Annotated in this window: 26 protein-coding genes; 10 read left to right on the top strand and 16 right to left on the bottom strand. The window is 60.6% G+C overall.

All coding sequences use genetic code 11. From position 1 onward, the window contains the following. Positions 1-30 precede the first annotated feature (30 nt). The gene (locus tag AC30D7_RS18005; RefSeq protein ID WP_490134952.1) at positions 31-1,458 is read right to left on the bottom strand and encodes an FAD/NAD(P)-binding protein; all 1,428 of its coding nucleotides are present in this window, start codon (positions 1,456-1,458) and stop codon (positions 31-33) included. Between the two features lie 282 nt (positions 1,459-1,740). After that, complete coding sequence (locus tag AC30D7_RS18000) at positions 1,741-2,304, bottom strand: helix-turn-helix domain-containing protein (RefSeq protein ID WP_018928010.1); 564 nt, start codon at positions 2,302-2,304, stop codon at positions 1,741-1,743. Here AC30D7_RS18000 and AC30D7_RS17995 point away from each other — a divergent pair. The 7 genes from AC30D7_RS17995 to AC30D7_RS17965 all read left to right on the top strand — a co-directional run bounded on the left by AC30D7_RS17995 (position 2,299) and on the right by AC30D7_RS17965 (position 9,564). Further along, positions 2,299-3,327: a DMT family transporter gene (locus AC30D7_RS17995; protein ID WP_490134951.1), complete on the top strand. Its 1,029-nt coding sequence runs from the start codon at positions 2,299-2,301 to the stop codon at positions 3,325-3,327. The genes AC30D7_RS18000 and AC30D7_RS17995 overlap by 6 nt on opposite strands. A gap of 161 nt (positions 3,328-3,488) precedes the next feature. Continuing rightward, positions 3,489-6,419, top strand: a complete 2,931-nt coding sequence (locus tag AC30D7_RS17990) for a monovalent cation/H+ antiporter subunit A (RefSeq protein WP_490134950.1) — start codon at positions 3,489-3,491, stop codon at positions 6,417-6,419. Next, complete coding sequence (locus tag AC30D7_RS17985) at positions 6,419-6,763, top strand: Na+/H+ antiporter subunit C (protein ID WP_490134949.1); 345 nt, start codon at positions 6,419-6,421, stop codon at positions 6,761-6,763. Before AC30D7_RS17990 ends, AC30D7_RS17985 begins: the two co-directional genes overlap by 1 nt. Then, positions 6,760-8,445, top strand: coding sequence for a monovalent cation/H+ antiporter subunit D (locus AC30D7_RS17980; RefSeq protein ID WP_490134948.1), 1,686 nt, complete (start codon positions 6,760-6,762; stop codon positions 8,443-8,445). Before AC30D7_RS17985 ends, AC30D7_RS17980 begins: the two co-directional genes overlap by 4 nt. Then, positions 8,442-8,930: a Na+/H+ antiporter subunit E gene (locus tag AC30D7_RS17975; protein WP_490134947.1), complete on the top strand. Its 489-nt coding sequence runs from the start codon at positions 8,442-8,444 to the stop codon at positions 8,928-8,930. Before AC30D7_RS17980 ends, AC30D7_RS17975 begins: the two co-directional genes overlap by 4 nt. After that, a complete protein-coding gene (locus tag AC30D7_RS17970; protein WP_007935991.1) occupies positions 8,927-9,205 on the top strand; it encodes a K+/H+ antiporter subunit F in 279 nt (92 codons plus the stop codon). Before AC30D7_RS17975 ends, AC30D7_RS17970 begins: the two co-directional genes overlap by 4 nt. Further along, positions 9,202-9,564 carry a Na+/H+ antiporter subunit G gene (locus tag AC30D7_RS17965; protein WP_490134946.1) on the top strand — a complete coding sequence of 121 codons (363 nt, stop codon included), beginning with the start codon at positions 9,202-9,204 and terminating at the stop codon, positions 9,562-9,564. The genes AC30D7_RS17970 and AC30D7_RS17965 overlap by 4 nt, the downstream gene beginning before the upstream one ends. A 39-nt stretch (positions 9,565-9,603) precedes the next feature. Here AC30D7_RS17965 and AC30D7_RS17960 read toward each other — a convergent pair whose 3' ends face one another. The 4 genes from AC30D7_RS17960 to AC30D7_RS17945 form a co-directional block, all read right to left on the bottom strand. Further along, positions 9,604-10,041 (bottom strand): DUF3995 domain-containing protein, encoded by a 438-nt coding sequence (locus tag AC30D7_RS17960; protein WP_490134945.1) that lies wholly within the window; start codon positions 10,039-10,041, stop codon positions 9,604-9,606. Between the two features lie 100 nt (positions 10,042-10,141). Next, a complete protein-coding gene (locus AC30D7_RS17955; protein WP_490134944.1) occupies positions 10,142-11,158 on the bottom strand; it encodes an ABC transporter substrate-binding protein in 1,017 nt (338 codons plus the stop codon). A gap of 119 nt (positions 11,159-11,277) precedes the next feature. Then, positions 11,278-11,481: a hypothetical protein gene (locus AC30D7_RS17950; protein WP_490134943.1), complete on the bottom strand. Its 204-nt coding sequence runs from the start codon at positions 11,479-11,481 to the stop codon at positions 11,278-11,280. Then, positions 11,481-11,951: a hypothetical protein gene (locus AC30D7_RS17945; RefSeq protein ID WP_008035847.1), complete on the bottom strand. Its 471-nt coding sequence runs from the start codon at positions 11,949-11,951 to the stop codon at positions 11,481-11,483. The genes AC30D7_RS17950 and AC30D7_RS17945 overlap by 1 nt, the downstream gene beginning before the upstream one ends. 410 nt (positions 11,952-12,361) lie before the next feature. Here AC30D7_RS17945 and AC30D7_RS17940 point away from each other — a divergent pair, with 410 nt between their 5' ends. The 3 genes from AC30D7_RS17940 (at position 12,362) to AC30D7_RS17930 (ending at position 13,379) form a co-directional block, all read left to right on the top strand. Next, the gene (locus tag AC30D7_RS17940) at positions 12,362-12,610 is read left to right on the top strand and encodes a hypothetical protein (RefSeq protein ID WP_490134955.1); all 249 of its coding nucleotides are present in this window, start codon (positions 12,362-12,364) and stop codon (positions 12,608-12,610) included. Between the two features lie 159 nt (positions 12,611-12,769). After that, positions 12,770-13,000, top strand: coding sequence for a hypothetical protein (locus AC30D7_RS17935; RefSeq protein ID WP_490134954.1), 231 nt, complete (start codon positions 12,770-12,772; stop codon positions 12,998-13,000). A 139-nt stretch (positions 13,001-13,139) separates the two neighbouring features. After that, complete coding sequence (locus tag AC30D7_RS17930; RefSeq protein ID WP_018928021.1) at positions 13,140-13,379, top strand: DUF2789 domain-containing protein; 240 nt, start codon at positions 13,140-13,142, stop codon at positions 13,377-13,379. Positions 13,380-13,440: 61 nt separating this feature from the next. Here AC30D7_RS17930 and AC30D7_RS17925 read toward each other — a convergent pair whose 3' ends face one another. The 10 genes from AC30D7_RS17925 to AC30D7_RS17880 all read right to left on the bottom strand — a co-directional run bounded on the left by AC30D7_RS17925 (position 13,441) and on the right by AC30D7_RS17880 (position 26,119). Beyond that, positions 13,441-14,664: a methyl-accepting chemotaxis protein gene (locus tag AC30D7_RS17925; RefSeq protein WP_490134953.1), complete on the bottom strand. Its 1,224-nt coding sequence runs from the start codon at positions 14,662-14,664 to the stop codon at positions 13,441-13,443. Positions 14,665-15,263: 599 nt separating this feature from the next. Continuing rightward, entirely contained in the window at positions 15,264-15,668 is a 405-nt protein-coding gene (locus AC30D7_RS17920; protein WP_007935965.1) for a TraR/DksA family transcriptional regulator, read from the bottom strand. 326 nt (positions 15,669-15,994) lie between these two features. Then, positions 15,995-17,017, bottom strand: coding sequence for an ABC transporter permease (locus tag AC30D7_RS17915; protein WP_018928024.1), 1,023 nt, complete (start codon positions 17,015-17,017; stop codon positions 15,995-15,997). A 57-nt stretch (positions 17,018-17,074) separates the two neighbouring features. Beyond that, a complete protein-coding gene (locus AC30D7_RS17910; protein ID WP_018928025.1) occupies positions 17,075-18,640 on the bottom strand; it encodes a sugar ABC transporter ATP-binding protein in 1,566 nt (521 codons plus the stop codon). 69 nt (positions 18,641-18,709) lie between these two features. Further along, positions 18,710-19,636, bottom strand: coding sequence for a sugar ABC transporter substrate-binding protein (locus AC30D7_RS17905; RefSeq protein WP_490134942.1), 927 nt, complete (start codon positions 19,634-19,636; stop codon positions 18,710-18,712). Between the two features lie 366 nt (positions 19,637-20,002). Beyond that, on the bottom strand, positions 20,003-21,055 hold the full coding sequence (locus AC30D7_RS17900) for a Gfo/Idh/MocA family protein (protein WP_490134941.1): 1,053 nt from the start codon (positions 21,053-21,055) through the stop codon (positions 20,003-20,005). 138 nt (positions 21,056-21,193) lie between these two features. Then, positions 21,194-22,054: a sugar phosphate isomerase/epimerase family protein gene (locus AC30D7_RS17895; protein ID WP_490134940.1), complete on the bottom strand. Its 861-nt coding sequence runs from the start codon at positions 22,052-22,054 to the stop codon at positions 21,194-21,196. 86 nt (positions 22,055-22,140) lie between these two features. Further along, positions 22,141-23,166, bottom strand: coding sequence for a bifunctional inositol 2-dehydrogenase/D-chiro-inositol 1-dehydrogenase (gene iolG / locus AC30D7_RS17890; protein ID WP_064617029.1), 1,026 nt, complete (start codon positions 23,164-23,166; stop codon positions 22,141-22,143). Between the two features lie 31 nt (positions 23,167-23,197). Further along, the gene (iolD, locus tag AC30D7_RS17885; RefSeq protein WP_490134939.1) at positions 23,198-25,129 is read right to left on the bottom strand and encodes a 3D-(3,5/4)-trihydroxycyclohexane-1,2-dione acylhydrolase (decyclizing); all 1,932 of its coding nucleotides are present in this window, start codon (positions 25,127-25,129) and stop codon (positions 23,198-23,200) included. Positions 25,130-25,297: 168 nt separating this feature from the next. Then, complete coding sequence (locus tag AC30D7_RS17880) at positions 25,298-26,119, bottom strand: TIM barrel protein (RefSeq protein WP_490134938.1); 822 nt, start codon at positions 26,117-26,119, stop codon at positions 25,298-25,300. Positions 26,120-26,137 lie beyond the last annotated feature (18 nt).

Genomic DNA, 26,137 nt, shown 5'->3' with positions numbered 1-26,137 from the left:
GGGCCCGAAAGAACCCACCCCCACTTTCGGTCAATCCGCCAACCGCGCCGCCAACGCCTTGGCCTGGCTCGCCACATCGGTCACCGCCGTACTCTCCCACCACATGCCGCGCAACGGCGGCCCCATGGCGAACAAACGGCTGGCGACCTGCCCGTCGGCGCTGAGTACCGCGCCATCCACCGCCGCAGCAATGCCCAACGCCAATGGCCCCGGACGCACCAGCCCGCGAGCGAGCAACTGCTGGGGCAACGGCCGCGCCACCCGACGCCAGTCGTATTCGATGCCGCTGGAGTTGATCAGCGCCGCGCCATGCACCACGCAAGTTTGCGCCTCGCCACGACGACGAATGCGGATACTGACCTCGCCGTCCGACGCAGGCTCGAGCCCCTTGAACGATGCGGCCTGAATCCGCAACCGCCCTTCCCCGTGCAGCCGCGCCACCAACTCGGCACTCAACGGCGGCGAGCGATGGTGATGGCTTTCCCACCATGGCCGTACATGCCGCACAAATTGCCGGCGTTGCCGATCCGTCGCCTGACTCCACAACCGCCCGATGTGCGCCCGCACCGTGTCCAGCGGCGCTTGCCAGTCGATGCCTTGAGCGATGGCATCGCGACAATGCCGACGCAGTTCCCGCACCAACTGACGCGGTGTGCGAATACTGTGGTCCTCGGCGAGAAAATCCACCCACGCCGGCGGTTGTCGGCGCACATGCGGCAGCAAACCATGACGGGAGAACACTTCGATCGGCCCACGATGCCCGGCCTGCTCCAGCGACACCACGGCGTCGACCATGGTCAGGCCCGAGCCGATGATCAGTACCGTCGACTGCGGATCGAGTTGACGCATGGCGGCTACGTCCCACGGGTCGAGCGCCGCTGCGTTCAAGCCGCTGGATTCGGTTTGCGGTGTGCGCGCAGCCGGGAACATGCCGGTAGCGAGCACCGCAAATGCGCCTTGCAGACGCTGGCCATCGTTCAAGGTCAGTTGCACAGAGTCGGCAGAGGTCTGCAGGTCCACCACTTCGGCCCGCACATGCTCGACACTCGACCCCTTCAACACGCCCACCGCCTTCGCTTCGGCCAGACGCTGCTGCACATAGACGCCGAACAGGCCGCGCGGTGGAAACAGTTCACTGATGGGCACATGCTGCTGATCCGACTCCGGCCAGCCACCGGCGGCGATGTGTTCGGTCAGCCATTGGGTCAGGTCATCGGCGTTGTCCGGGTCGACGCTCATCCGCGCCGCGTTGCCATTGAGCGTATGCCCCAGTTCCACCGCGCTATAGGCTTCGCCACGGCCCAGCTCCGCTCGCGGCTCGATCACCAGAACCCGGCGTTGACCGGGCAAGCGCAACAACTGCGCCGCCAGCATCGCACCGCTAAGGCCGCCGCCGATGATCAGGATGTCCGCGTGGCGGATGGCGTCGCTCGCCTGTGCGCGTGGGGTCTCAGTCATGGCGTTCTCACTGATCAATGTTTACCTGAATGGAAGTCGTGCGGATCGCCCCGTGTCAGTCACTCACCGGACGCTAGCCTGTGAAACGTGCTTGAGTGCCACGTTAATATTTTGCTCGGCCATCAGGAAGCTCACCTGCACGTCTCGATGCCATCCCCACTGTTTTCCAGGAGCCGAACCCGAATATAATTTTCTTTTATTTCAATAGGTTGAATAATTATTCAAGAAACACTTGCAGCTTTAAAACAGCAAAGTGTTTATCCAGTGTTAGCCGGTAAACAGTCAAATCACCACATTACGCACAAACCGCGCCGCCACGTCCCCATCATTGCGATAAGAATGCGGTTGATGACTGGCAAACATAAAGAACTCGCCAGCCGCAATTTTCTGCGGCTGACCGCCAAGCATCAGGGTCAGGCAACCTTCGAACACATAAAGCTGTTCGCTGTAGCCTTCGGCATCCGGCTCCGAGGGGTAATGCTCGCCCGGTTCCAGGCGCCATTCCCAGAGTTCTACTTCGCGGGTGGCGGTGGCTTTGGCCAGCAGCACCGCTTTACTGCCCGGGATCGTACCGGCCCAGGCCAGTTCGTTGATGCGGCTCGGGTCGCGGGCGTCGGGGGCCTGGATCAGGTCGCTGAAGGCCACGTCCAGCGCTTCGGCCACGCGGTCGAGGGTGGTCAGGCTGACGTTCTTCTCGCCGGCCTCGATGGCCACCAGCATCCGGCGGCTGACCCCGGACTTTTCGGCCAGGGCGCTCTGGCTCATGTCGGCGGCGTGGCGCAGACGTCGCACGTTCAGGCTGACGTGCTGGAGGACCGAAGCCCGTTGGGTGGAATCTTTGTGCACTATATTGCTCACTGGGTGGCGTTGCGCAGTATACTGCCCAACTTCGGGCGCATTGTGCGTCTCCCTCAGATGGCGCGCAAGGTCATGACGTCAATGAACGCTTCTCATACTTCCCCCCGTTTCTCCCGGTTCAGCAAGGCCGAGTGCGTGCTGGTGCTGATTACCATGGTCTGGGGCGGGACCTTTTTGCTGGTGCAGCATGCGATGACCGTCAGCGGGCCAATGTTCTTCGTCGGGCTGCGTTTTGCCGCGGCGGCGAGCCTTGTGGCGCTGTTCTCCTGGCGCCATCTGCGTGAACTGACGCTGTTCGAACTCAAGGCCGGGGCGTTTATCGGCGTGGCGATCATGCTTGGTTACGGCTTGCAGACCGTGGGTTTGCAGAGCATTCCCAGCAGCCAATCGGCGTTTATTACCGCGCTGTATGTGCCGTTCGTGCCGCTGCTGCAATGGCTGGTGCTGGGACGTCGTCCGGGGTTGATGCCGAGCATCGGGATCATGCTGGCCTTTACCGGGCTGATGTTGCTGTCGGGGCCTTCCGGCGCTTCGTTCAATTTCAGCCCCGGTGAAATCGCCACATTGATCAGCGCCGTGGCGATTGCCGCGGAAATCATTCTGATCAGCACCTACGCCGGCCAGGTCGACGTGCGGCGGGTGACGGTGGTGCAACTGGCGGTGACGTCGGTGCTGTCGTTCCTGATGGTGGTGCCAACCCAGGAAGTGATTCCGGACTTTTCATGGTTGCTGTTGTGCAGCGCGTTGGGCTTGGGCGCGGCGAGTGCGGCAATTCAGGTGGCGATGAACTGGGCACAGAAGAGTGTTTCGCCGACTCGGGCAACGTTGATCTATGCCGGGGAGCCGGTGTGGGCCGGGATTGCCGGGCGGCTCGCCGGGGAACGCTTGCCGGCGATTGCGTTGGTGGGTGCGGGATTGATTGTGGCGGCGGTGATTGTCAGTGAGTTGAAGACCAAGGGTAAGGCGGCAGCCGAGGTTGATGAAGCACTGGAGAGCGAAGCCGAGCACTGATCATTCCCAGGCATAGCGTGGGAATGATCGAACCGGCTCTCTGAAACAATGTGAATCAGGGTTTCTGCGTCTACCTTGTAGGATTCTGCGACAGCTTGGCGTTTGGTGATCAGGGAGCTGGCACGTATGATGCTTCACAAACTTCCGCAGATTAGAAGCCTATGTCCCTGATAGTTCTACTGCTTCTGCCTTTTATCGGCAGCTGTCTGGCAGCCTTGCTGCCGCACAACGCGCGTAATACCGAATCTTTGTTGGCTGGCCTGGTTGCCTTGATCGGCACCGTCCAGGTCGCCCTCTTGTACCCGCAAATCGCCCATGGCGGCGTGATCCGTGAAGAGTTCTTCTGGCTCCCCAGCCTGGGCCTGAACTTCGTGCTGCGCATGGACGGTTTCGCCTGGCTGTTCTCGATGCTGGTGCTGGGCATCGGCACGCTGGTTTCGTTGTACGCTCGTTATTACATGTCACCGGACGATCCGGTGCCGCGCTTCTTTGCGTTTTTCCTGGCGTTCATGGGCGCCATGCTGGGGCTGGTGATTTCCGGCAACCTGATCCAGATCGTATTTTTCTGGGAGCTGACCAGCCTCTTCTCGTTCCTGTTGATCGGCTACTGGCACCACCGCGCCGATGCGCGCCGGGGTGCGTACATGGCGTTGATGGTTACCGGCGCGGGCGGTTTGTGTTTGCTGGCGGGGGTCATGCTGCTCGGCCATGTGGTCGGCAGCTATGACCTGGACAAGGTCCTGGCCGCCGGCGAGCTGATTCGCGCGCATGCCCTCTACCCTATTCTGCTGCCCCTGATCCTGATCGGCGCCCTGAGCAAAAGTGCGCAATTTCCCTTCCACTTCTGGTTGCCCCACGCGATGGCGGCGCCGACACCGGTTTCGGCGTATCTGCACTCGGCAACCATGGTCAAGGCCGGGGTGTTCCTGCTCGCGCGCCTGTGGCCGTCGCTGTCCGGCAGTGAAGAATGGTTCTACATCGTCAGCGGGGCCGGCGCCTGCACCCTGTTGCTCGGCGCGTATTGCGCGATGTTCCAGAATGACCTCAAGGGCCTGCTGGCCTACTCGACCATCAGCCACCTGGGCCTGATCACCCTGCTGCTGGGCCTGAACAGTCCGCTGGCCGCCGTGGCCGCGGTGTTCCACATTCTCAACCACGCCACGTTCAAGGCCTCGCTGTTCATGGCCGCCGGGATCATCGACCACGAAAGCGGCACCCGAGACATTCGCAAACTCAGCGGCCTGGTCAAACTGATCCCGTTCACCGCCACCCTGGCCATGGTCGCCAGCGCCTCCATGGCCGGCGTGCCGCTGCTCAACGGTTTCCTGTCGAAAGAGATGTTCTTCGCCGAAACCGTGTTCATCAACGCCACCGCCTGGATCGAGATGACCCTGCCGATCGTCGCGACCATCGCCGGGACGTTCAGCGTCGCTTACTCCCTGCGTTTCACCGTCGACGTGTTCTTCGGCCCGACCGCCACCGACCTGCCGCACACTCCACACGAACCGCCGCGCTGGATGCGTGCGCCGGTGGAGTTGCTGGTGTTCACCTGCCTTGTCGTGGGGATTTTCCCCGCTCAGGTGGTCGGCCCGCTGCTCGCGGCGGCGGCATTGCCGGTGGTGGGCGGCACGTTGCCCGAGTACAGCCTGGCGATCTGGCACGGCTGGAACGCACCGATGATCATGAGCCTGATCGCCATGTCCGGCGGTATCGTGCTCTATCTTCTGCTGCGCGATCAGCTCAAGCGCGGGCGTTTCATGCACCCGCCAGTGATCAACCGCTTCAACGGCAAGCGACTGTTCGAGCGCAGCCTGGTGGTCATGATGCGTCTGGCCCGACGGCTGGAGCGGCGGATCAGCACCCGGCGCCTGCAAACCCAACTGTTTCTGGTGGTGCTCGCCGCCGTACTGGCCGGGGTGATCCCGATGCTGCACAGCAGCCTGAGCTGGGGTGACCGGGCGAAAATTCCGGGCTCGATCGTGTTCGTGATCCTCTGGCTGCTGGCAATTGCCTGTGCCCTCGGCGCGGCGTGGCAAGCCAAGTATCACCGGCTAGCGGCCCTGACCATGGTCAGTGTCTGCGGCCTGATGACCTGCGTGACCTTCGTCTGGTTCTCGGCGCCGGACCTCGCCCTGACGCAACTGGTGGTCGAAGTGGTCACCACGGTGCTGATCCTGCTCGGCCTGCGCTGGTTGCCACGACGGATCGAAGAGGTGTCGCCATTGCCGAGCAGCTTGCGCAAGGCGCGGGTACGACGGGTTCGCGACTTGCTGCTATCGACAGCGGTCGGTGGCGGCATGGCGCTGTTGTCCTACGCGATGCTGACCCGCCAGACGCCCAACGACATTTCCTCGTTTTACCTCAGTCGCGCCCTGCCCGAAGGCGGCGGCAGCAACGTGGTCAACGTGATGCTGGTGGACTTCCGTGGCTTCGACACCCTCGGCGAAATCACCGTGCTAGTGGCAGTGGCCCTGGCGGTGTTCGCCCTGCTGCGACGCTTCCGCCCTCCGAAAGAAAGCCTGCAACTGCCGGCCCAACAGCGTCTGCTGGCGCCCGATGTGGTCACCGATCTGGTCAACCCGCGTCACGCCAGCGACACCGCGCTCGGTTTCATGATGGTGCCGGCGGTGCTGGTGCGCCTGCTGTTGCCGATCGCCCTGGTGATCTCCTTCTATCTGTTCCTGCGCGGGCACAACCAACCGGGCGGCGGTTTCGTCGCCGGACTGGTGATGTCGGTGGCGTTCATCCTGCAATACATGGTCGCCGGCACCCAGTGGGTCGAGGCGCAAATGAGCTTGCGGCCGCTGCGCTGGATGGGCACCGGGCTGCTGTTCGCCACCGTCACCGGGCTTGGCGCGATGGCAGCCGGGTATCCATTCCTGACCACGCACACCTGGCACTTCGAACTGCCGCTGCTGGGCGACATTCACATCGCCAGCGCGCTGTTCTTCGACATTGGCGTGTACGCCGTGGTGGTCGGTTCGACGCTGTTGATCCTCACCGCCCTCGCCCACCAATCGGTACGCGGTCATAAAACCAGCGCGCAAATCAAGCCCGCGGCCAAAGCCGTTGTCACCCAAGGAGCCATCTGATGGAAGAAGTCATCGCAATCGCCATCGGTGTGCTGGCCGCGTCTGGCGTATGGCTGATACTGCGGCCACGGACGTTCCAGGTGGTCATGGGCCTGTGCCTGCTGTCCTATGGCGTCAACCTGTTCATCTTCAGCATGGGCAGCCTGTTCATCGGCAAGGAGCCGAACATCAAGGGCGGCGTGCCTCAGGATTTGCTGCACTACACCGACCCGCTGCCGCAGGCGCTGGTGCTGACCGCAATCGTCATCAGTTTCGCCATGACCGCGCTGTTTCTGGTGGTGCTGCTCGCCTCCCGGGGCCTGACCGGCACTGACCATGTGGATGGCCGGGAGCCTAAAGAATGATGGCGATGACTCACCTGATCGTTGCACCGATTCTGCTGCCGCTGCTGACCGCCGCCGTGATGCTGATGCTGGGCGAGAAACACCGCCCGCTAAAGGCCAAGATCAATCTGTTCTCCAGCCTGTTGGGGCTGGGCATTGCCGTGATGTTGCTGCAATGGACGCAAACCACCGGCGTGCCTGGCTCCATTGGCGTGTACCTGCCGGGCAACTGGCAGGCGCCGTTCGGTATCGTGCTGGTGGTCGATCGCCTGTCGGCGTTGATGCTGGTGCTGACCGGGATCATCGGCGTCAGCGCCCTGCTGTTCGCCATGGCCCGCTGGGACGGCGCCGGTTCGAGTTTCCACGCACTGTTCCAGATTCAGCTGATGGGCCTGTACGGCGCCTTCCTCACGGCGGACCTGTTCAACCTGTTCGTGTTTTTCGAAGTACTGCTCGCCGCCTCTTACGGGCTGATGCTGCACGGTTCGGGTCGGGCGCGGGTGTCGTCGGGGCTGCATTACATCTCGATCAACCTGCTGGCCTCGTCGCTGTTCCTGATTGGCGCGGCGCTGATCTACGGCGTTACCGGCACACTGAACATGGCCGACCTGGCGCTGAAAATCCCGCTGGTGCCGGAAGCCGATCGCGGCCTGCTGCATGCCGGCGCGGCGATTCTGGCAGTGGCGTTCCTGGCCAAGGCCGGGATGTGGCCGCTGAACTTCTGGCTGGTGCCGGCCTATTCCGCGGCCAGCGCACCGGTAGCGGCGATGTTCGCGATCATGACCAAGGTCGGCGTCTACACCCTGCTACGCCTGTGGACGTTGCTGTTCTCCGGTCAGGCCGGGGCCTCCGCGTACTTCGGTGGCGACTGGCTGATCTATGGCGGCATGGCGACCATCGTCTGCGCCGCCGTGGCGATCCTCGCCGCGCAACGCCTGGAGCGCATGGCCAGCCTGAGCATTCTGGTGTCGGCAGGTATTTTGTTGTCGGCCATCGGTTTCGCCCAGCCAAACCTGATCGGCGCGGCGCTGTTTTATCTGGTCAGCTCGACCCTGGCGTTGAGCGCGCTGTTTCTGCTGGCGGAGTTGATCGAGCGTTCGCGTTCAGCTATCGAAATGCCCCTGGACGATGACAGCGAGCTGCTGCCACGGCCCCGGGAATCCTTGCAGCCAACCAAAGGCTTCAACCTCGATGACGACCAGAAAGCCGTGGTCGGTCAGGTGATTCCCTGGACCATGGCCTTCCTCGGCCTGAGCTTCATCGCCTGCGCCTTGTTGATCATCGGCATGCCACCGCTCTCCGGGTTTATTGGCAAACTCAGCCTGCTCAGCGCCCTGCTCAACCCGCTGGGCCTGGGTCATGGCAGCGACGAACCGATATCGAACGGCGCATGGGGCTTGCTGGCGTTGCTGATCCTGTCCGGACTGGCCTCGCTGATCGCGTTCTCACGTTTGGGCATCCAGCGTTTCTGGACCCCACAAGAACGGCCATCGCCCTTGCTGCGTCGCCTGGAATGCGTGCCGATCATTGTGCTGCTGGGGCTGAGCATCGCGCTGACGTTCAAGGCTGAACCATTGCTGCGCTACACACAGGCCGCCGCTCAAGCATTGAATAACCCTCAGCAATACGTGATGGCGGTGCTTGGCACCCGTGCGGTGCCGAGCCCTGAAGCCAGGGCAGCACTGGTGGAGGTGCAACCATGAAGCGCCTGTTTCCTGCACCGTGGCTGTCGTTGTCCCTGTGGCTGCTGTGGCTGGTGTTGAACCTGTCGATAAGTCCCGGCAATGTGCTGTTGGGCGCGGTACTGGGCCTCTGTGCTCCGCTGATGATGCGCAAGCTGCGACCGTTGCCGATCCGTATTCGGCGCCCCGGAGTGATCCTGCGTTTGTTCTTGCTGGTCGGGCGCGATTTGCTGGTGTCCAACCTCGCCGTGGCCTGGGGCGTGCTCAATGCCGGGCGGCGTGCGCCTCGCTCGCGGTTCATCAAGGTGCCGCTGGACTTGCGCGATGCCAACGGTCTGGCGGCGCTGTCGATCATCTGCACGGTGATTCCCGGTACGGTCTGGTCGGAACTGGCGCTGGATCGCAGCATTCTGTTGCTGCACGTCTTCGATCTGGATGACGAAGGCCCATTCATCCAGCACTTCAAGGCGACCTACGAGCGCCCGTTGATGGAGATCTTCGAATGAGCGAACTGCTGTCGAACGCGATCCTGCTGAGCCTGTTCATCTTTTCGCTGGCGATGATTCTGACCCTGATCCGCCTGTTCAAGGGCCCGTCGGCCCAGGACCGGGTTCTGGCCCTGGATTACCTGTACATCATCGCCATGCTGATGATGCTCGCGCTGGGCATTCGTTATGCCAGTGACACTTACTTCGAGGCGGCGCTGCTGATCGCCCTGTTCGGCTTCGTCGGCTCGTTTGCCCTGGCCAAATTCCTGTTGCGCGGCGAGGTGATCGAATGAGCGCTGAACTGTCTTTGTGGGTGGAAATACCGGTGGCGATTCTGTTGGTGTCCGGCAGTCTGTTTGCGCTGATCGGCGCAGTCGGGCTGCTGCGGATGAAGGATTACTTCCAGCGCATGCACCCGCCGGCGCTGGCCTCGACATTGGGTGCGTGGTGCGTGGCACTGGCTTCGATCATTTACTTTTCGGCGCTCAAGTCGGGGCCGGTGTTGCACGCCTGGCTGATTCCGATTCTGTTATCGATCACGATGCCGGTGACCACGCTGCTGCTCGCCCGGGCGGCGCTGTTCCGCAAGCGCATGGCAGGGGATGATGTGCCGGCGGAAGTGAGTAGTCGGCGCACGGAAACCGGGAGTTAGTTCGAGGATTTGTGTTGATTGGCTTGCCCGCGAAGCTTTTCAGACCCAGGCCACTGCCAGCAACCCGGCCCCTAACACCACGCACAACGGCGAATACGCCCAAGTGTCGAGCCGGGCGAACTGCGAATCCTTGACCTGCTTGAAAAACCCCACCAGATTCGAATCGCCGATCGCCCGGGCGAACATCAATAGCGCGATCGCACTGATCACCCACTGCAACGACCGGTGATGCACCGCGGGCAAATACAGCCCGACCCGCAGGCACACCAGCATCGCGATCAGCAGCAAACCCACCGCCACCAGCAACGTGGCAAAACCCGACGGCTTGAATGCCGGCCTCGATGCCTCGCCACCCTCGCCGGGTATCCGGGGCACCGCTGCCTCGCTGCCCAACTTGCCACCCGCCGCCCAGTACAAGTGGATCAGGCTGATGATCAGAAAGATTGCAGCAATCCATTGCGCGACCAAAACGCTCATATTCAGACGTCCCGTGTGAAAATGTTGCAGCAGGATGAACCTCGTTGCCCTATTTTAAAAGCGCCCCTGGATTTATCTGCAGCCGAGCCTGTCCATCGGTTTATTTCAGCGCCGCGGAGACCTTATCCGCCACATCCTTGGGCACCCAGGCTTGCCACACCTGCGGGTACGCCCTCATGAACGCCTGTGCCGCTTGACGTGGCGGGGTGTGTTTTTCGCTCATCTGCGCCAAGGCCTTGTTCAACGCGTCGATTGGCAAGTCGACCTTGCTGAAGAACTCGGTGAGCTGCGGGTACTGTTTCTGGAACGGCGCGGACACACCGATGGACAGCTTCGAGGGCAGTGAGCGAGTCGGCTTCGGATTAGGGTTGTCGGCCTCGGTCAGGGTTTTCCAGGCTTCGGCGTCGAATGGCGGCTCTTGCAGTTGAATCAGCTTGAAACGGCCGAGCAATGGCGTCGGTGACCAGTAATAGAACAGGACTGGTTTGCCGCGACGAATCGACGAACTGATCTCTGCGTCCAGCGCCGCCCCCGAACCACTGCGAAAGTTCACGTAGCTGTCGTTCAGCCCATAGGCCTTGAGCTTCTGCTTGTTGACCACCTCCGACGTCCAGCCGATCGGGCTGTTCAGGAAGCGCCCCTTGCTCGGGGTTTCCGGGTCTTTGAACACATCCTTGTAGCGCGGCAGATCACTGACACTGCGCAGCCCCGGCGCCAGCGGCTTGATGCCCTTGGCCGGGTCGCCCTTGATCACGTATTCCGGCACCCACCAGCCCTCGGTGGCGCCCTTGACCGTATCGCCCAGGCTCGCGACTTTGCCCTCGGCCTCAGCCTTGACCCAGACCGGACTGCGGCCCGCCCACTCTTCGCCAATGACCTGAATGTCATTGTTGGCCAAGGCGGTTTCCAGGGTAATGGTCGTTCCGGGCAAGGTGTCGGTCGGCAAGCCGTAGCCTTGCTCGACGATGATCCGCAGAATCTCGGTGATCAGGCTGCCACTTTCCCAATTCAGGTCGGCAAAGTGGATCGGCGCCTGGGCAGCGAATACCGGAACGGGTGAAACCAACAAGCCGAACGTGGCCAGGGTAGCGGCCAGTAACCGTCGTAATCCCTTCATGCTCTTGCACCTCGTGCTGTTCACAGCAATAGCAGGATGGCCTGACAAAGAAGACCGCAAGCCTCTGAATACTCAGTCAACTGACTGTAGTAGAGGTTTCTGCTTTCGAGGGACGAGGATTATTTTTCGGACGGTTCCTGCAAGCGCGCAAGCTCTCTTCTGACCATGCTGGCGTACGCCGCCGGACGCAGCATATAAATCTGTGACGCCACCCAACTCAGCCAGGATCCCTGCAGAACGGCCTTTGCAGCCAACAGGCGCTGGGCCTCGGCGTGTGCACTGGCCAGGTTCTGTTCATGGAAATCGGCGCGGGTCTGGGTCATTACTCGCTGGCCTTGAAAGTCACCAGCTCACCCTTGCGCCACTTGGCGGCCTTGGCAGTCACGGCTTTCAGGGTTTTGGTCAGGCCTTCCTGCAACTGCTGGTGGGCCGCAAACACCATCACCACGCTATGACCTTCCTTGAACACAATGCCGTGGCCGTCTGCGGTGGTCACGAATGCGTAATCCCCCAGTCCGTACACCGTCAATTTGATTTCGCGGAACTTGATGTCCAGTTTTCCGCCTTCGCGGCTCGGCAATACGGAAGCGCTGAAATGATCGCCGACCTTGAGTTTCAGCCCGGGCTTGTCGTCCACCACCAGCGCCGATTCGGTGTCGATCTCGGCAATGTAAATGCCTTCAGCGTTTTGTTCGGTGATGTAGACGAAACGTGACTGAAACTGTTTAACCAGCTTTGCGCGCAAATCACCCAGTACGAACAAAGCATGCATATCGAGATTACTTACTGCCAAGGAAACATCCCCACATCTGAAAATGATGCCGCACGCAGAAAACGCGCACAGCAGAAAAAAGCGGCAATGCCGAGGTTTAGCCAAATGACCCGGGTCGAAATCCTGGAACGAGCAGAGGGCTCATTCATCGCGAGGTTTGGGAAGATTACTGGAACATCCCCCGCGTCGTCTTGCCTGGCGGTCGTCAGATGTTGAAGGAAAACGCCCTTCTGACGGCCAGAAAAACCGGACTACCAACTTTAGGGAAAAATCTCTTTAAAAAAAGCACTTTTCCGACATATCGCCAGAAAAAAATTGCTTTATATGGGCAGCAATCGCCAACCAGTGACAGCGATTCTAGAGCAGCCATGCTCACCGAGACTACCCAAAACAACGTACACACGTCGGTAAAACCACGAAAAGGACTTCATATGTGCACACTGACTCACTTCGCCCAGCCTCACACACCACACACAAACGGCTCGTCACTGCTGCAATCGATGGTCATCCGCCAGCAGGATTTCCTCCCCGAGGAGTGCCTTCTCCCGCGCTTTCAGGTGGTATTGGCCGGGAACGCCTTTTTCCATATCAAGGAAATATCCACCGGACGTGTCAGAGGTTTCCGCGCCGACCATAACGAAGCCTGCGCCCTTGCCCGCTCACTCGAGTCACGCAACTGACGCACCCTGTCGCATTCACTTCTATAGACGTTTCGTCACGCCGGCGACTTATCTCAGCCGCCGGCAGGCAACTACTGCCATACTGCCCGCCCCATGAAACCCGTCCCCAAGGCGGACGGCGCTCAATACAACATAATATTTCAAAGGGAAGACTGCTACGTGACGGAATTTGATATCGGTGAATTTTTTATCCGGGGCGAAGCCAGAGAGGTCGACGGCGAATTCCAGGCAGTCATTATCATGCGCGCCAAACCGCCGTTGACCACGGTGTCGTATCACCAGGTTGAAAAGGATCGCTGGTTCAAGACCGCGGAGGTCGCGGCGATTGCCGCCCAGGAATCCGCCAAAGCCCTGAAGCTTGCCGTCGATGAGGGTGCGCTGAAGGCCTGATCATCGGGTTTGCAGTCTATGCTCATTTCTGCTTTGAACATCGTTATCGAACTCCCTGGCGCGCGGCTACCTCAGATGCAATGAAGCCGCACCTCAGATCTCGCACCCGAGACGATTGATTATCTGCAAGGAGATGAAGATGGATTCACCCACACATGACTTGAAAGGCTTGTTCGACCAGCTCGGCCTGGACTCCAGCGAAAAGGCCATCGACGATTTCATTGCCCTGCATTCACCGTTGCCCGATGACAAGAAACTCATCGATGCCGAGTTCTGGACCCCGCAACAAGCCGGCTTCCTCAAGGAACAACTGCGTGAAGACGCCGATTGGGCGCACGTGGTCGATGACCTGAACCTGCGCATGCACCAGATCCACTAGCCCGCATTCCCCTGTAGGAGCTGTCGAGTGCAACGAGGCAGCTCCTACAGGGAGAGCGGCCTCAGCGAAGACTTTGCGGCTTGTAACCCAGGCGCAAACCACCCCAATGCCGGCCCTTGAGCATGATCGGTACCGAGAGGTCGTGCATCAATTCACCGGTGTCGCGGGTGTAGGTCTGCAACAGTACGGCCTGCTGGTGGCTGCCACAGCGAATCCCGGTGCGGTCGGCGAACTTGCGCTTGGTGCGGTTTTGCAGAGTATCGACCTGCACGTCGCCGGTCAGTGGCTGGCTGAACACAGTGTTGTGGGTCGGCACATACCCCTGCTGCGTGCAGGCAATGGCGAACACCAGGCCTTCGTGACGCGGCAGCAACGGTTCCTGAATCGCCGGCAAGACCTGATCGGTGTAGCGGTCGAAGCGAGTCTGGTATTTGGCCGGGCTGGTGTTGGGGATCGCCTGGTAATTGCGATCGAACAGGTCGTCAAGGCTGATCCGGCCCTGGTCGATGTCCGCCTCGAAGCGCGCCGCAATCTGACTCGCCCCTTCGCGGGCCAGGTCGTAAATCCGCTGGTGATAGTCATCCAGCCCGACTTCGGCAAGGCGTTCGCTGATGGTTTCGGCCTGCCCTTCCATTTGCACCGCCGCCTGGGCAAGGCGCTGGGTTTGCTGGTCACTGATCGCCAGGTCGCTGCGCATTTGTTCGATGGCGTGGAACAGGCTGTCGAGTTGTTCGCGGTTGGTGTCCGCACCCTGGGCGATTTCCCCGACCTGTCTTTCTACACCGGCAGCCAGGCGCGCGATGTTTTCCAGGTGCTGCCCCGTGTGCTCGACCTGCGCGACGCCGGTATTCAGATCGCTGGCCAACTGACGAATCTGCTCCACCACTTGCGCCGTGCGTTGTTGAATGTCAGCGACCATCTCTCCGACTTCACCAGTCGCCGTCGCCGTGCGCGCGGCCAGTCCACGAACCTCATCGGCCACCACCGCGAACCCGCGACCGTGTTCCCCGGCCCGCGCCGCTTCGATGGCCGCGTTCAGCGCCAATAGATTGGTCTGACTGGCGATGGACTGGATCACCAGCGTGACCCGCTGGATATCGTCACTGCGCAGGCTCAGGGCTTCGATCAGCTCGCGGCTGCTGCTGGCACGCTGACTGAGTTGATGCATGCGCGCGATGGACTCGATCAGTTCCGTACGCCCTGCCGCGCTGCTCTGATGGGCTTCGCTGGCCGCGCTCAAGGCTTCCCGGCTGAGTGTCGAGGTAGCCTGTTCGGTGGCGATCATCACTTCAGCGCTGCTGACAATCTGTGCTGCGGCGCCGAGTTGCGATTGCAGCTTGTCGGCCAGTTGCTTGACCGAAAAGGCCACGCCGGCGGCGGACAAGGCGTTATGACTGGTGGTATAGGAAAGATCGCGAGTCAAACCGGCGATGGCGCTGGGGCTGTCGGCGGAGGTTGTCTGCGGCAGCGTGCGCGAACGCAGGCGTGGCAGCCAGATAATCAGCACGGCCAACGGCAGGCCGAGGTAAAGCGACCAGCCAGCCAATGCCATGCCACACAGCAAGAGCATCAGGGCGATGCTTTGCAGGGTCGGCGTGATCCACTGGTTTTTAGGCAAAAGTACGGCTGCGGGCACTGCCCCAGCCAGAGACCCGTCTCGCGTCATCGTTTGTCACCCCAGGCATCTTCTAATTGTTGTATCCGCATTAAACGCCACCACAAGGCCATTATCTATGGTCCGTTAGTAGTGGGGGGTTGCAGCAGATCAATAGAAGTGCGTCGGCTTTTCGCAGACGTCGAAAAGCATCGCGGGCAAGCCTGCTCCCACAAAGTCCGTGCTGAACCTGTGGGAGCGGGCTTGCCCGCGATGGGGGCGCTACGAAATCAGGCCTGACGCTGGTGCTTGTCGATCTGCTCGTGACGTTCTTGAGCTTCGATGCAGTACTTGGTGGTCGGGCTGATCAGCAGGCGCTTGAGGCCAATTGGCTCGCCGCTGTCATCGCACCAGCCGAAGCTGTCTTCCTTGATGCGTTCCAGGGCCTGTTCCAACTGAGGCAGCATGCGCTGGTCGCGATCGATCGCGTTCACCAGCCAGGTGCGTTCTTCTTCGACAGAAGCTGCGTCAGCCGGATCGGCCGGGGTGTCCAGGCTCTCGATGGCGATGCGATTCTGTTCGATGCGCTCATGGGTTTCGACTTTCATGTTCTGCAACAGCTCAGAGAAAAAAGCATGTTGCTCGGCATTCATGTAGTCATCCGCCGGCATGGCCAGCAACTTGTCCTTTGTCATTGATATCTCTATAAAAAAACGTGCATTAAGGCGAATTAGGGAGCGTTCCGTTGAGCCTTGTGCGGTCATTGGAACGGCGCCGTTTATTCCAAGCGCCACCCGGCACTCAATTTACGAGGGGCGGCAGTCTAAGGCCGACTTGAGGCCTCAGCAACTGAAAAGACTGCAAATCTGTCCGACAAAGCCCTGAAAGTGCTCTATAGCGAGCTTTGAGGCGCTTATCGGAGTGCGTTTATAGCAAGAAATTCAGTCCAGCGGCTGTATATAGAAGACAAACGGCTGCGCCACGCGGGTCAGGCGTGGCGCAATTTCATGTTTCGCGTGGCTCAGCGCTTGAGTTTGCGCTTGTTGCGGTACTGGTCGATGACCACCGCCACCACAATAATCAGCCCCTTGATAATGTCTTGAATATAAGCATCAACACCGACAAAGGTAAAGCCGCTGGCCATCACCCCGAGAATCAACGCGCCGATCACGGTGCCGGTGATGCGCCCTACACCACCGGCCAGGCTGGTGCCGCCGATGACCGCCGCGGCAATCGCATCCAGTTCATAAGACATGCCCATCCCGGCCTGTCCGGTCGCGGCCCGTGCCGACGCCACCACCCCGGCCAGGCCTGCAAGCAGCCCGGCGATGCTATAAACGATCACCAGATGCCGCTTGACGTTGATCCCGGAGGTGCGCGCCGCCTGCATGTTGCCGCCGATGGCGTAGGTGTATTTGCCGTACTTGGTGTAGCGCAGGGCAATGTGAAAGATCACTGCCACCACCAGAAAGATGATCACCGGCATCGCGCCATGTCCAATGGCCGTGTAGGAATCCGAGAGCATGCTCACCGGCTGACCTTCGGTGTAGTAGCGCGCCAGACCGCGCGCCGAGACCATCATGCCGAGGGTGGCAATAAAGGGTGGAATCCCGGTGATCGCAATGATGCTGCCGTTGATCGCCCCCGCCAGCAATCCCACCCCCAACCCGGTGATCACTGGAATCCACACCGGCAAGTCCGTCAGGGACGGAAACACCGCCCGGGCAAAGTCCGAGGTCTGGGCCAGGCTGGCGGCAATCATTGCCGACAGCGCCAGCACCGAACCGGAGGACAGGTCGATACCGGTGGTGATGATGACCTGGGTCACCCCGATTGCCAGCAGGCCGATGATCGACACTTGCAGGATCATCAGCACCAGACGCTGAGAGTTCATCAGGAAGCTCTGGTCCCGCACGATCCAGCCGAACAGCTCGAAGACCAGGCCAATGCCGATCAGCACCAGGAAGATACTCAACTCGGTCGGAAAGCGCCGGCGACTCTTGACCGGTGCCATTGCAGGCTTGTTTTCCAGTATCGCGTTCATAACCACTCACCCTTCTATTGCGTCATCGGCGGCAGCCATGGCCACCGCCGGCATCCATTAGTGAACCGCGGACATGCCCGAGGCCAGTTGCATCACTCGTTCCTGGGTCGCTTCGCTGCGGTCGAGGGTGCCCATCAGGTCGCCCTCGTGCATGACCATGACCCGGTCGCTCATGCCCAGCACTTCCGGCAGTTCCGAGGAGATCATGATCACCGCCATGCCTTCGCTGGCCAGGTACGAGATCAGCCGGTAGATCTCGGCCTTGGCGCCGACATCGATGCCCCGGGTCGGCTCGTCGAGAATCAGGATTCGCGGGTTGGTCATCAGCCAGCGCGCCAGCAACGCCTTCTGCTGATTACCGCCGGACAAGGTATCGATGCACTGCTCCAGCGACGGCGTTTTCACCCGCAGCTTCTTGCACATGTCTTCACACAACGCGCGCAGGGCTTTCTGCTGGATGAAGCCGTTGCCGACGTAATGGGGCAATACCGCCATTTCCATGTTTTCCAGCACCGACAGGCACGGGAACAGGCCGCTGAGCTTGCGGTCTTCGGTCAACAGCGCGAAGCCCTTCTCGATGGCCATGTGCGGATCGGTAATGCGCACCACCTCGCCGTCGAGCCGGATCTCGCCACCGTCACTCGGAGTGATGCCGAAAATCGCCTCGGCGACATTGGTCCGCCCCGAGCCCATCAACCCGGCAATGCCCAGGATCTCCCCGGCATGCAGGTCGAAGGAGACATCCTTGAAGATGCCGTCCAGCTTGAGGTCGCGTACCGACAGCAACAGATCGCCGATCGGCTTCTCGCGCACCGGGAACAACTGGCTCAGTTCGCGGCCGACCATCATCGAAATCAGGCTGTCGCCGTCCATGCTGTCGGCCCGCTGCAGGCCGATGTAGGCGCCGTCGCGGAATACCGCCACTTCATCGGCGATGCTGAACACTTCGTTCATTTTATGAGTGATGTAGATGATGCCTTTGCCCTGGCTCTTGAGGTCGGCAATGATCGAGAACAGGTGGGCGACTTCCTTATCGGTGATGGCCGAAGTCGGTTCGTCCATGATCAGGATGTCGGAGTCGTAGGACACCGCCTTGGCGATCTCGACCATCTGCCGTTCGGCGATGCTCAGGTTGCCCACCTGCTCTTCAGGGTCGAGATTGATCCGCAGACGCTCCAGCAGCTTGGCGGTGCAGCGGTGCATTTCGCGGTGATCGATCATGTGAAGGCCGTTGAGCTGCTCGCGACCGATCCAGATGTTCTCGGCGATGCTCATGTGCGGCATCAGGTTGAGTTCCTGGTGGATCATCGCGATCCCGGCCTGGAGCGCGGCCAGTGGCGTTTCGAAGACCACCGGCTTGCCCCGCAGGCGCAACTCGCCGGCATCCGGCTGGTAGATGCCGGCAATGATTTTCATCAGGGTGGATTTTCCGGCGCCGTTTTCGCCCATCAGCGCCAGCACGGAACCGGGACGCACCCGCAGCTGTACGTCGGACAAGGCCACCACACCGGGAAAACCCTTGCTGACGTTGATGATCTCCAGCAGGTACGGCTCATCGACAGGTGTTGCGGTTGGCTGGATACCCACCAACGGGGTGCTCGAAGCAGTCGCTGAAGCGAACATGATCAGGTACTCCATCAGCAAGGTCGCGTCGCAACCTTGCGTGCTTATTGTTGTTATCGAACGGACGGACTATTTGAACTGGTCAACGTTTTGCAACGTGATCAAGCGATACGGCACCCACACGGCCTGCTCAACCGGCTCGTTCTTGGCCATTTTCACCGCCGTGTCGACCGAACCGTCTGCCTGACCCTTGGCGTCCTGGAACACCGAAACCAGCAGAGAGCCCTTCTTCACCGCGTTCAAACCGTCTGGCGTACCGTCGACACCGGCGATCAGCACGCTGCCTTTGGCGACACCCGCCTGTTGCAGGGCCATGGCCGCGCCAATCGCCATCTCGTCGTTGTTGGAGACGACCGCGTCGAACTTGCGCCCCTGGGTCAGCCAGTCGTTGACCAGGGTCATGCCCTTGTCCCGCGACCAGATGCCGCTCTGCTCTTGCTCGATCTTGATGTTCGGGTACTTGGCCAGCACCTCTTTTACGCCCTTGGTGCGGTTAGTGGTGGAGTTGTTGGCCAAATCACCGAGCAGAATCACGATGTCGCCCTTGCCGCCCATTTTTTCCGCCAGGTACTGCATCTGCATCTGACCGGCCTCCAGATCGTTGGAGGCGACAGTGACCACGCCTTTGGGCAGGTTCAAGTCATCGGGGCGGCGATTGACGTACACCAGCGGAATGCCGGCCTTGACCGCCGCTTCGGTAATTTTCTTGGTGGCGGCGGTATCCACCGGATTGACCACAATGGCATCGACTTTCTGGCTGATGAAGCTTTCTACCTGGCTCAACTGCCTGACCACGTCGCTGCGCGCATCTTCGAACTGCAGCTTGACGCCATCGGGATAGGACTTGGCTTTCGTGTCCATGGATTCGCGCAGGTAGGTCAGCCAGGTGTCATCGAACTGCGCCATGCTGACGCCGATTTTCATGTCCGCGAGTGCGGCACCGCTGGCGAGCATCAGGGACAAGGCGAGCGAGGCGAAACGGATCTTGGTCTTCATGAACGGTCTTTCTCCACATTCTTGTTGGTTTTATGGATAAGGCGTGACGATTTCAGTAAGCGGGCAAGCGGACTATCGGCGCTCCCGGAATGCAGCAGACCAGGGCGCCCTTGCGTTCGACGCAAAGCAAGCGAGAGACGGAATGAAACGAGACGCGAGGCAGGTCGCGAGAGAGGGACAGCGCGGAACGTAAAGCATGCAGAGCAGAGTTGAAGGTTTTCATCGACGGTACCTGGCTTTGCTTCTTGTTTTTGGTGCGTCCTTCTCTCGTTCAAGGCCTGCTTGAGCGTGATCGGACGTTGATAGTCGGCAACCTGGAAACGACTTTATTGGAAAATAATTTCTATATCAACTCATTTTAGAATTTTATTCTGATTTTGTTCCATGGCTTTCAAATGCGCTCAACGCCACCACTTGATGGCGCTCGAAACTGAGCCGCGCAGCGTCTAGCACGCGGGTGGTCGCCAGTGCATCACGGGCCTCGACCGGCAGTGGGCCACCGCTCTGTAACGCGGTTTGTAGCTGCAAATAGAACTGGTTCCAGCAGCCTCGCTCGGACGGCACCCGCTCACGCACCTCGCCTTGCTCGAACCAGCCCCAGCGACGATGCTCTTCGACGCCCCAGCGCTCACCCTCGGATTTGGGCGTGAGACCGGCCAGGGTCGATGCCTCTTGCCCGTCCAGACCTTCGACGCTGTAGCAACCCTGGGTGCCGGTTACGCGAAAACGCGGGCCGGGGGTGTTTTGCAGGCAACTGCCACTCAGGTGCGAGATCACACCGCTGGCATGGGTCAGGGACATGAAGAAGCCGTTGTCGAAGACCTGGCCTTTTTCGAGGTAATCCAGTTCGGCGTAAACCCGGGTGACGGGGCCGAACAACAGCAACGCCTGATCCACCAGATGGCTGCCCAGATCACGCAGGAAACCACCGCCGCTGCCGTTGTTCACCGACTGTGGCGAGTAGCGTTCGATCCGCGACTCGAAACGTGTGACCTGGCCCAGGGCACCGGACTCGATGAGTTTGCGTACGGTGAGGAAATCCGAATCCCAGCGTCGGTTCTGATAGACGCTCAAATGCACGCCCTGACGCTCGGCCATGGTAATCAGGGTTTGCGCCTGTTGCGTATCGGCGGCGAACGGCTTGTCGCTGACCACCGCCACCCCGTGCTCGATGGCGTCGAGCACCAACGCCGGACGACCTTTGAGCGGCGTGGACACCACCAGCACATCAACCCCGGCTTCGACCAGTTGGCCAATGCTGTCGAAGGCCGGCACACCGGGATGCTCCGTGGCCAGCAGTTGTCGGCGCTCGGCGGAACGGGTGACCACGCCCACAAACGTCGCCGCCGGCAAACTGCTGATCAGCGGAGCATGGAAAAACCGGCCGCCATGGCCGTAACCGACAAGTCCGATACGCATGAAAGTATTCTCCTTATAGAACACGAACCCTGTGGGAGCGGGCTTGCCCGCGATAGCGGTCTGTCAATCACATAGATGTCGAATGTTCTGCCGTCATCGCGGGCAAGCCCGCTCCCACAGGTTTTTTGTGTATGCCGGTTAGCCGCAGAGTTCGCGGGTCACGCGTTCGAGCATCATTCGGTTGGACTCGTCCGGCCGGTCTTCCCAGGCGAATACCGAGACGGTGGCGATGCCATCGAACTTGATCTCGCGCAAGGTGCCGAAAAACGCTTCCCAGTCCACCTCGCCCTGGCCGATGTCCAGATGCTGGTGCACGGTGGCGGTGACGCCCGGCGGGTTGACGATGTAGCGCAAGCCTGAGGAAGCCTTGTGGTTGTAGGTGTCGGCGATGATCAAGTGACTCAGTTTCGAGCCGGCGTACTTGAGCATCGAGGCGATATCACCCACGCCATCGTCATAGAAAAACGTGTGCGGCGCGGCGTAGAGGTAGTTGATCCAGTCGCGGTCCAGACCGCGAATGATGTCCACCGATTCGTTGTTGCGCTCGCAGAAATCATAAGGATGGGCCTGGATATCGAGCTTGATGCCTTCGCGTTCGAACTCGGGGATCAGTTCGTCCATGGAACGCATGAACTGGTTCTCGCAGACCAATGGGTTGTCCGACTGGCCGGTGAACTCGGTGTTGACCAGCTCGCAGTCCATCTCCACGGCAATCTGGATCGCCCGCTTCCAGTTGCGCACGGCGGCCACGCGCAAACCTTCATCGGCGGCGGCCCAGTGGTACATCGGTAATAAAGAAGAGAGTTTGACCCCGGTGTCGCTCAGGGCTTTGCGAAATTCCTTGATCCGCGCCTTGTCGACCCGCGGGGCTTTGTAGAACGGCAGAAAATCTTCCCGGGGCGACAGCTCGATATGTTCGTAACCGAGCTCGGTGACCTTGTCGACCATCTTGCCCAGGGACAGGTTGCGGTACATGTAGGGGTCTAGTGCGATGCGCATTTTTTCTCCTTAACCAGAGTCGACGCCGTCCCCTGTAGGAGCTGACACCGATTTCAGGGTGAGTGTCAGCGGGGCCGGGGTTGGTTTTAGCCGTAGAAGCGTGGGCGATCCGGTAGGCCGACTTTGACGATCTGGCCGCTGTTCTGCGCCTCGATGCAGGCATCCGCAGCGACGGCGGCGGCGAAACCGTCCCATGCCGATGGCCCGCCGACCTGCCCGGCCCGCACGCCATCGATGAACGCCTGCAACTCGACGTCGTACGCCGCGATGAACCGATCCTTCCAGTCCATCAGAATCGCATTGGACAGTTTCGCTCCGCTGCGCAGCTGAACCTGCGACGGCTCCGGCAGTTTGGCGATGCCCGTCTCCCCTACCACTTCGCACTGGATGTCGTAGCCGTACTGGCAGTTGACGAACACTTCCACGTCGATGCGCGTGCCCTTGGCGGTTTCCAGCAACACGATCTGCGGGTCTTTCAAATGGGCGTGGGCCTTGCTGGTCTTGCGCGGGAACACCACTTGCACCGACACATAGTCGTCGTCGAGCAACCAGCGCAATACGTCCAGCTCATGGATCAGCGTGTCGGTGATCGCCATGTCGGTCTTGTAGTTTTCACCTACGGTCGGGTTACGGTGGGCGCAGTGCAGCATCAGCGGTTCGCCGATCTGGCCACTGTCAATCACCGATTTCAATGCCCGATAACCTTCATCGTACGGGCGCATGAAACCAACCTGCACCAGTCGCTTGCCGTGGGCCACTTCGGCCTCGACGATCTTGCGGCAGCCTTCGGCGGTGACCGCCAGCGGTTTCTCGCAGAACACCGGTTTGCCCGCCGCAATGGCCGCCAGCACGAACTCTTCGTGGCTCGGGCCCCAGGAGGTGACGAGGATTGCGTCGACGTCCGGCGCCTTGATCAGCGCGTGGCCGTCGGGATAGACCTCGGCGGTCAGTTTCAGGTCGGAGACGACCTTGGCCGCTTGCTGCAAATTGATGTCGGTGACCGCGACAACCTGACTGTTGAGCAAGGTCTGGCTGCAACGACGGATATGGTCCTGGCCGATGGCCCCGGTGCCGATGACGCCGATACGCAACGAATTGGAAAGCGAAGACATATAAACACTCCTGTTGTTCGTTTCAGGGCAATCAGTATTGACGGGCCTTGGCCAATCGTTCGTTGAGGGTCTTGGCCACTGCGTCAGTGCGTGCGCTGGTGGAGACTTGCGCCACGCCGACCCGCCACCACGACAGGTATTTGTGAATCATGGTTTTGGGCAGGACCTTGATGTCGATCAGCGTCGACACCGTCTGCAAGCGTGCATCGGCCAACGCGGCTTGCAGCTCCTCGACGGTGTTGACCTTGTAGGTCTTGCAGCCGTAAGCCGCCGCGCTCATGGCGAAATCCACCGGCACGAAACCGCCATCGAGCTTGCTGGTTTCAGGATTGCGGAACCGGAACTCGGTGCCGAAGCTGTCCATGCCGTGTTCCATTTGCAGGTTGTTGATGCAGCCGAAGGTCATGTTGTCCAGCAGCACCACGTTGATCTTGCGTCGCTCCTGGATCGAGGTCGCCAACTCCGAGTGCAGCATCATGTAGGAGCCGTCGCCCACCAGCGCATAGACCTCGCGCTCAGGCTCGGCGAGCTTCACCCCCAGTGCGGCGTTCACCTCATAACCCATGCACGAATAACCGTACTCGACGTGGTAGGTGTTCACACCCTTGCTGCGCCAGCTGCGCTGCAAGTCGCCGGGCAGGCTGCCGGCGGCGGCGACGATCACCGCATCATCGGCCAGGGTTTCATTGAGCACACCGAGCACCCGGCTCTGGGTCAGGCAGGAACCGGTCAGCTCGATGAATTCGCGCAGCACCGCCGGGTCCAGGTGGTCGTTGATTTCCGGGACGAAGTCTTGAGTCTGGTATTCGACCTGATAGATGCGGTTGACTTCCTCGTCCAGCTGCGCCCGGGCCTGTCGGGGTTGATCGCCCCAGCTGGAGCGGTAGTCGCCCAACACAGCGGCCAACGCTTGCAAACCGGTCTTGGCATCCGCCAGCAGTTGCACGCCATCGAGTTTCAGGGCGTCGCAGGGGCTGATGTTGAGATTGAGGAATTGCACATCCGGGTGTTTGAACAAGGATTTCGACGCGGTGGTGAAATCGCTGTATCGGGTGCCGACGCCGATGATCAAATCAGCGTCCCTGGCCAACAGGTTCGCCGCCAGACAACCGGTTTCGCCGATCCCGCCGACGTTCAGCGGATGGCTGGACACCACCGCGCTCTTGCCGGCCTGGGTTTCGGCGAAAGGAATATCGAAGCGCTCGGCAAAGGCCTGCAACGCTGCATTGGCACCGGAATACTTGACCCCGCCGCCGCAGATGATCAGCGGTTTGCGCTTGCCTTTGAACAACGCCACGGCATCGCCGAGCATCGCTTCGGTGGCCGGACGGCGCTCGATGCGGTGCACGCGTTTTTGCAGGAAGTAATCAGGGTAGTCGTACGCCTCGGCCTGCACGTCTTGCGGCAGGGCCAGGGTGACGGCGCCGGTTTCGGCGGGGTCGGTGAGCACGCGCATGGCGTGGATCGCCGCGGTCATCAGTTGCTCGGGACGGTTGATGCGGTCCCAGTATTTGCTCACGGCCTTGAACGCATCGTTGGTGCTGATGCTCAGGTCGTGGAACTGCTCGATCTGTTGCAACACCGGGTCCGGTTGGCGGCAGGCGTAAACGTCGCCGGGCAACAGCAGCAAGGGAATACGGTTGGCGGTGGCCGTCGCGGCAGCAGTCAGCATGTTCGCCGCGCCCGGGCCCACCGATGAAGAACAGGCGTAGATCTTGCGCCGCAGGTGTTGCTTGGCAAAACCGATCGCCGCGTGGGCCATGCCTTGTTCGTTGCGACCCTGATGGACGATCAGGTCGCCGCTGTCCTGTTCCAGGGCTTGCCCCAGACCCAGCACATTGCCGTGGCCAAAAATGGTAAAGATCCCGGCGACGAATTTGCTCTGAACCCCATCGACCTCGATGTACTGGTTATCGAGGAATTTCACCAGAGCCTGGGCCATGGTCAGTCTTGTTGTGGTCATGCTTGCACCTTCCTTTGAAGCTAAATCCGGTGTGTGCTGTGGAATGCAATCCACTGTGGGAGCAGCGGTGCGGCGATCCGACTTGCCCGCGATAGCGATCTACCTGACACATCAATGTTGAATATGCTGCCGCCATCGCGGGCAAGCCCGCTCCCACAGGGTTCTCCATTAACCCAGGGATTTCTGCAGGTGATCCATACTCGCGCCGATCGCTGTCTGGATATCCGCCAGGCCATGGACGCTGTCGGCAAACGGTTCGAACGACAGGTAGCCGCTATAGCCGCTACTGAGCAAGGTGTCGATCTGCGCCGCGTTGCCGAGGATGTCGCCCTCGCCCACCAGCACCCGATGCCCATCACGAATGGTCGCCAGTGGCGCCTCGGCATCTTCGACGCCGGAGATGTGCACCAGCCCGGTCAGCTCAGGGAAGAATTCATGCTCGCTGGCCAGGTGATGGTGGAAGGTGTCATGCACCAGACGGAACACATCCAGCCCACCGATGGCCTTGATCGCATCGACTGCCGTGCGTTTGCGCCGCAGCGAGCACTCTTCGAAACCCAGCGGTTCGATGAAGCCGAGAATGCCGTGATCGCGCAGGATCGGCGCCAGTTCACTCAACGCCGTGCGCAGGCCGGACGCGCGCTGCGCTTCGGTTCGTGGATCGGCGCGGTCGTTCAACGGGCACATCACCAAGCCCCGTGCGCCACAATCACGGGCATAAGCGGCAAGTTTCAGGGCGTGTGCGCGGCGCTCGTCATTCCAGACATCGAACGGATACAGCGCGTTGATCGACAGCACAGTGATGCCTTTGGCGGCACACAATTCACGGACGTGCTCGGGTGCGGTGCCATCCTCAATCTCGATGCCTTTTAGGTCATTGCGGATCTCGATAGCCTCGGCCTTGAGGGTCACCGCCAACTCGATGAACGCCGGCAGGGACAAACGTGGGGCGACCATACGGTTCAAGGCGAAACGCAGGGGTTTGCTCATTTTTTGTTGTTCTCCGCA

It is taken from the genome of Pseudomonas sp. DF5, from assembly GCF_058148225.1.
Note: the sequence above shows the minus strand (reverse complement) of the source record. Positions and strands in the feature narration are given on the sequence as shown.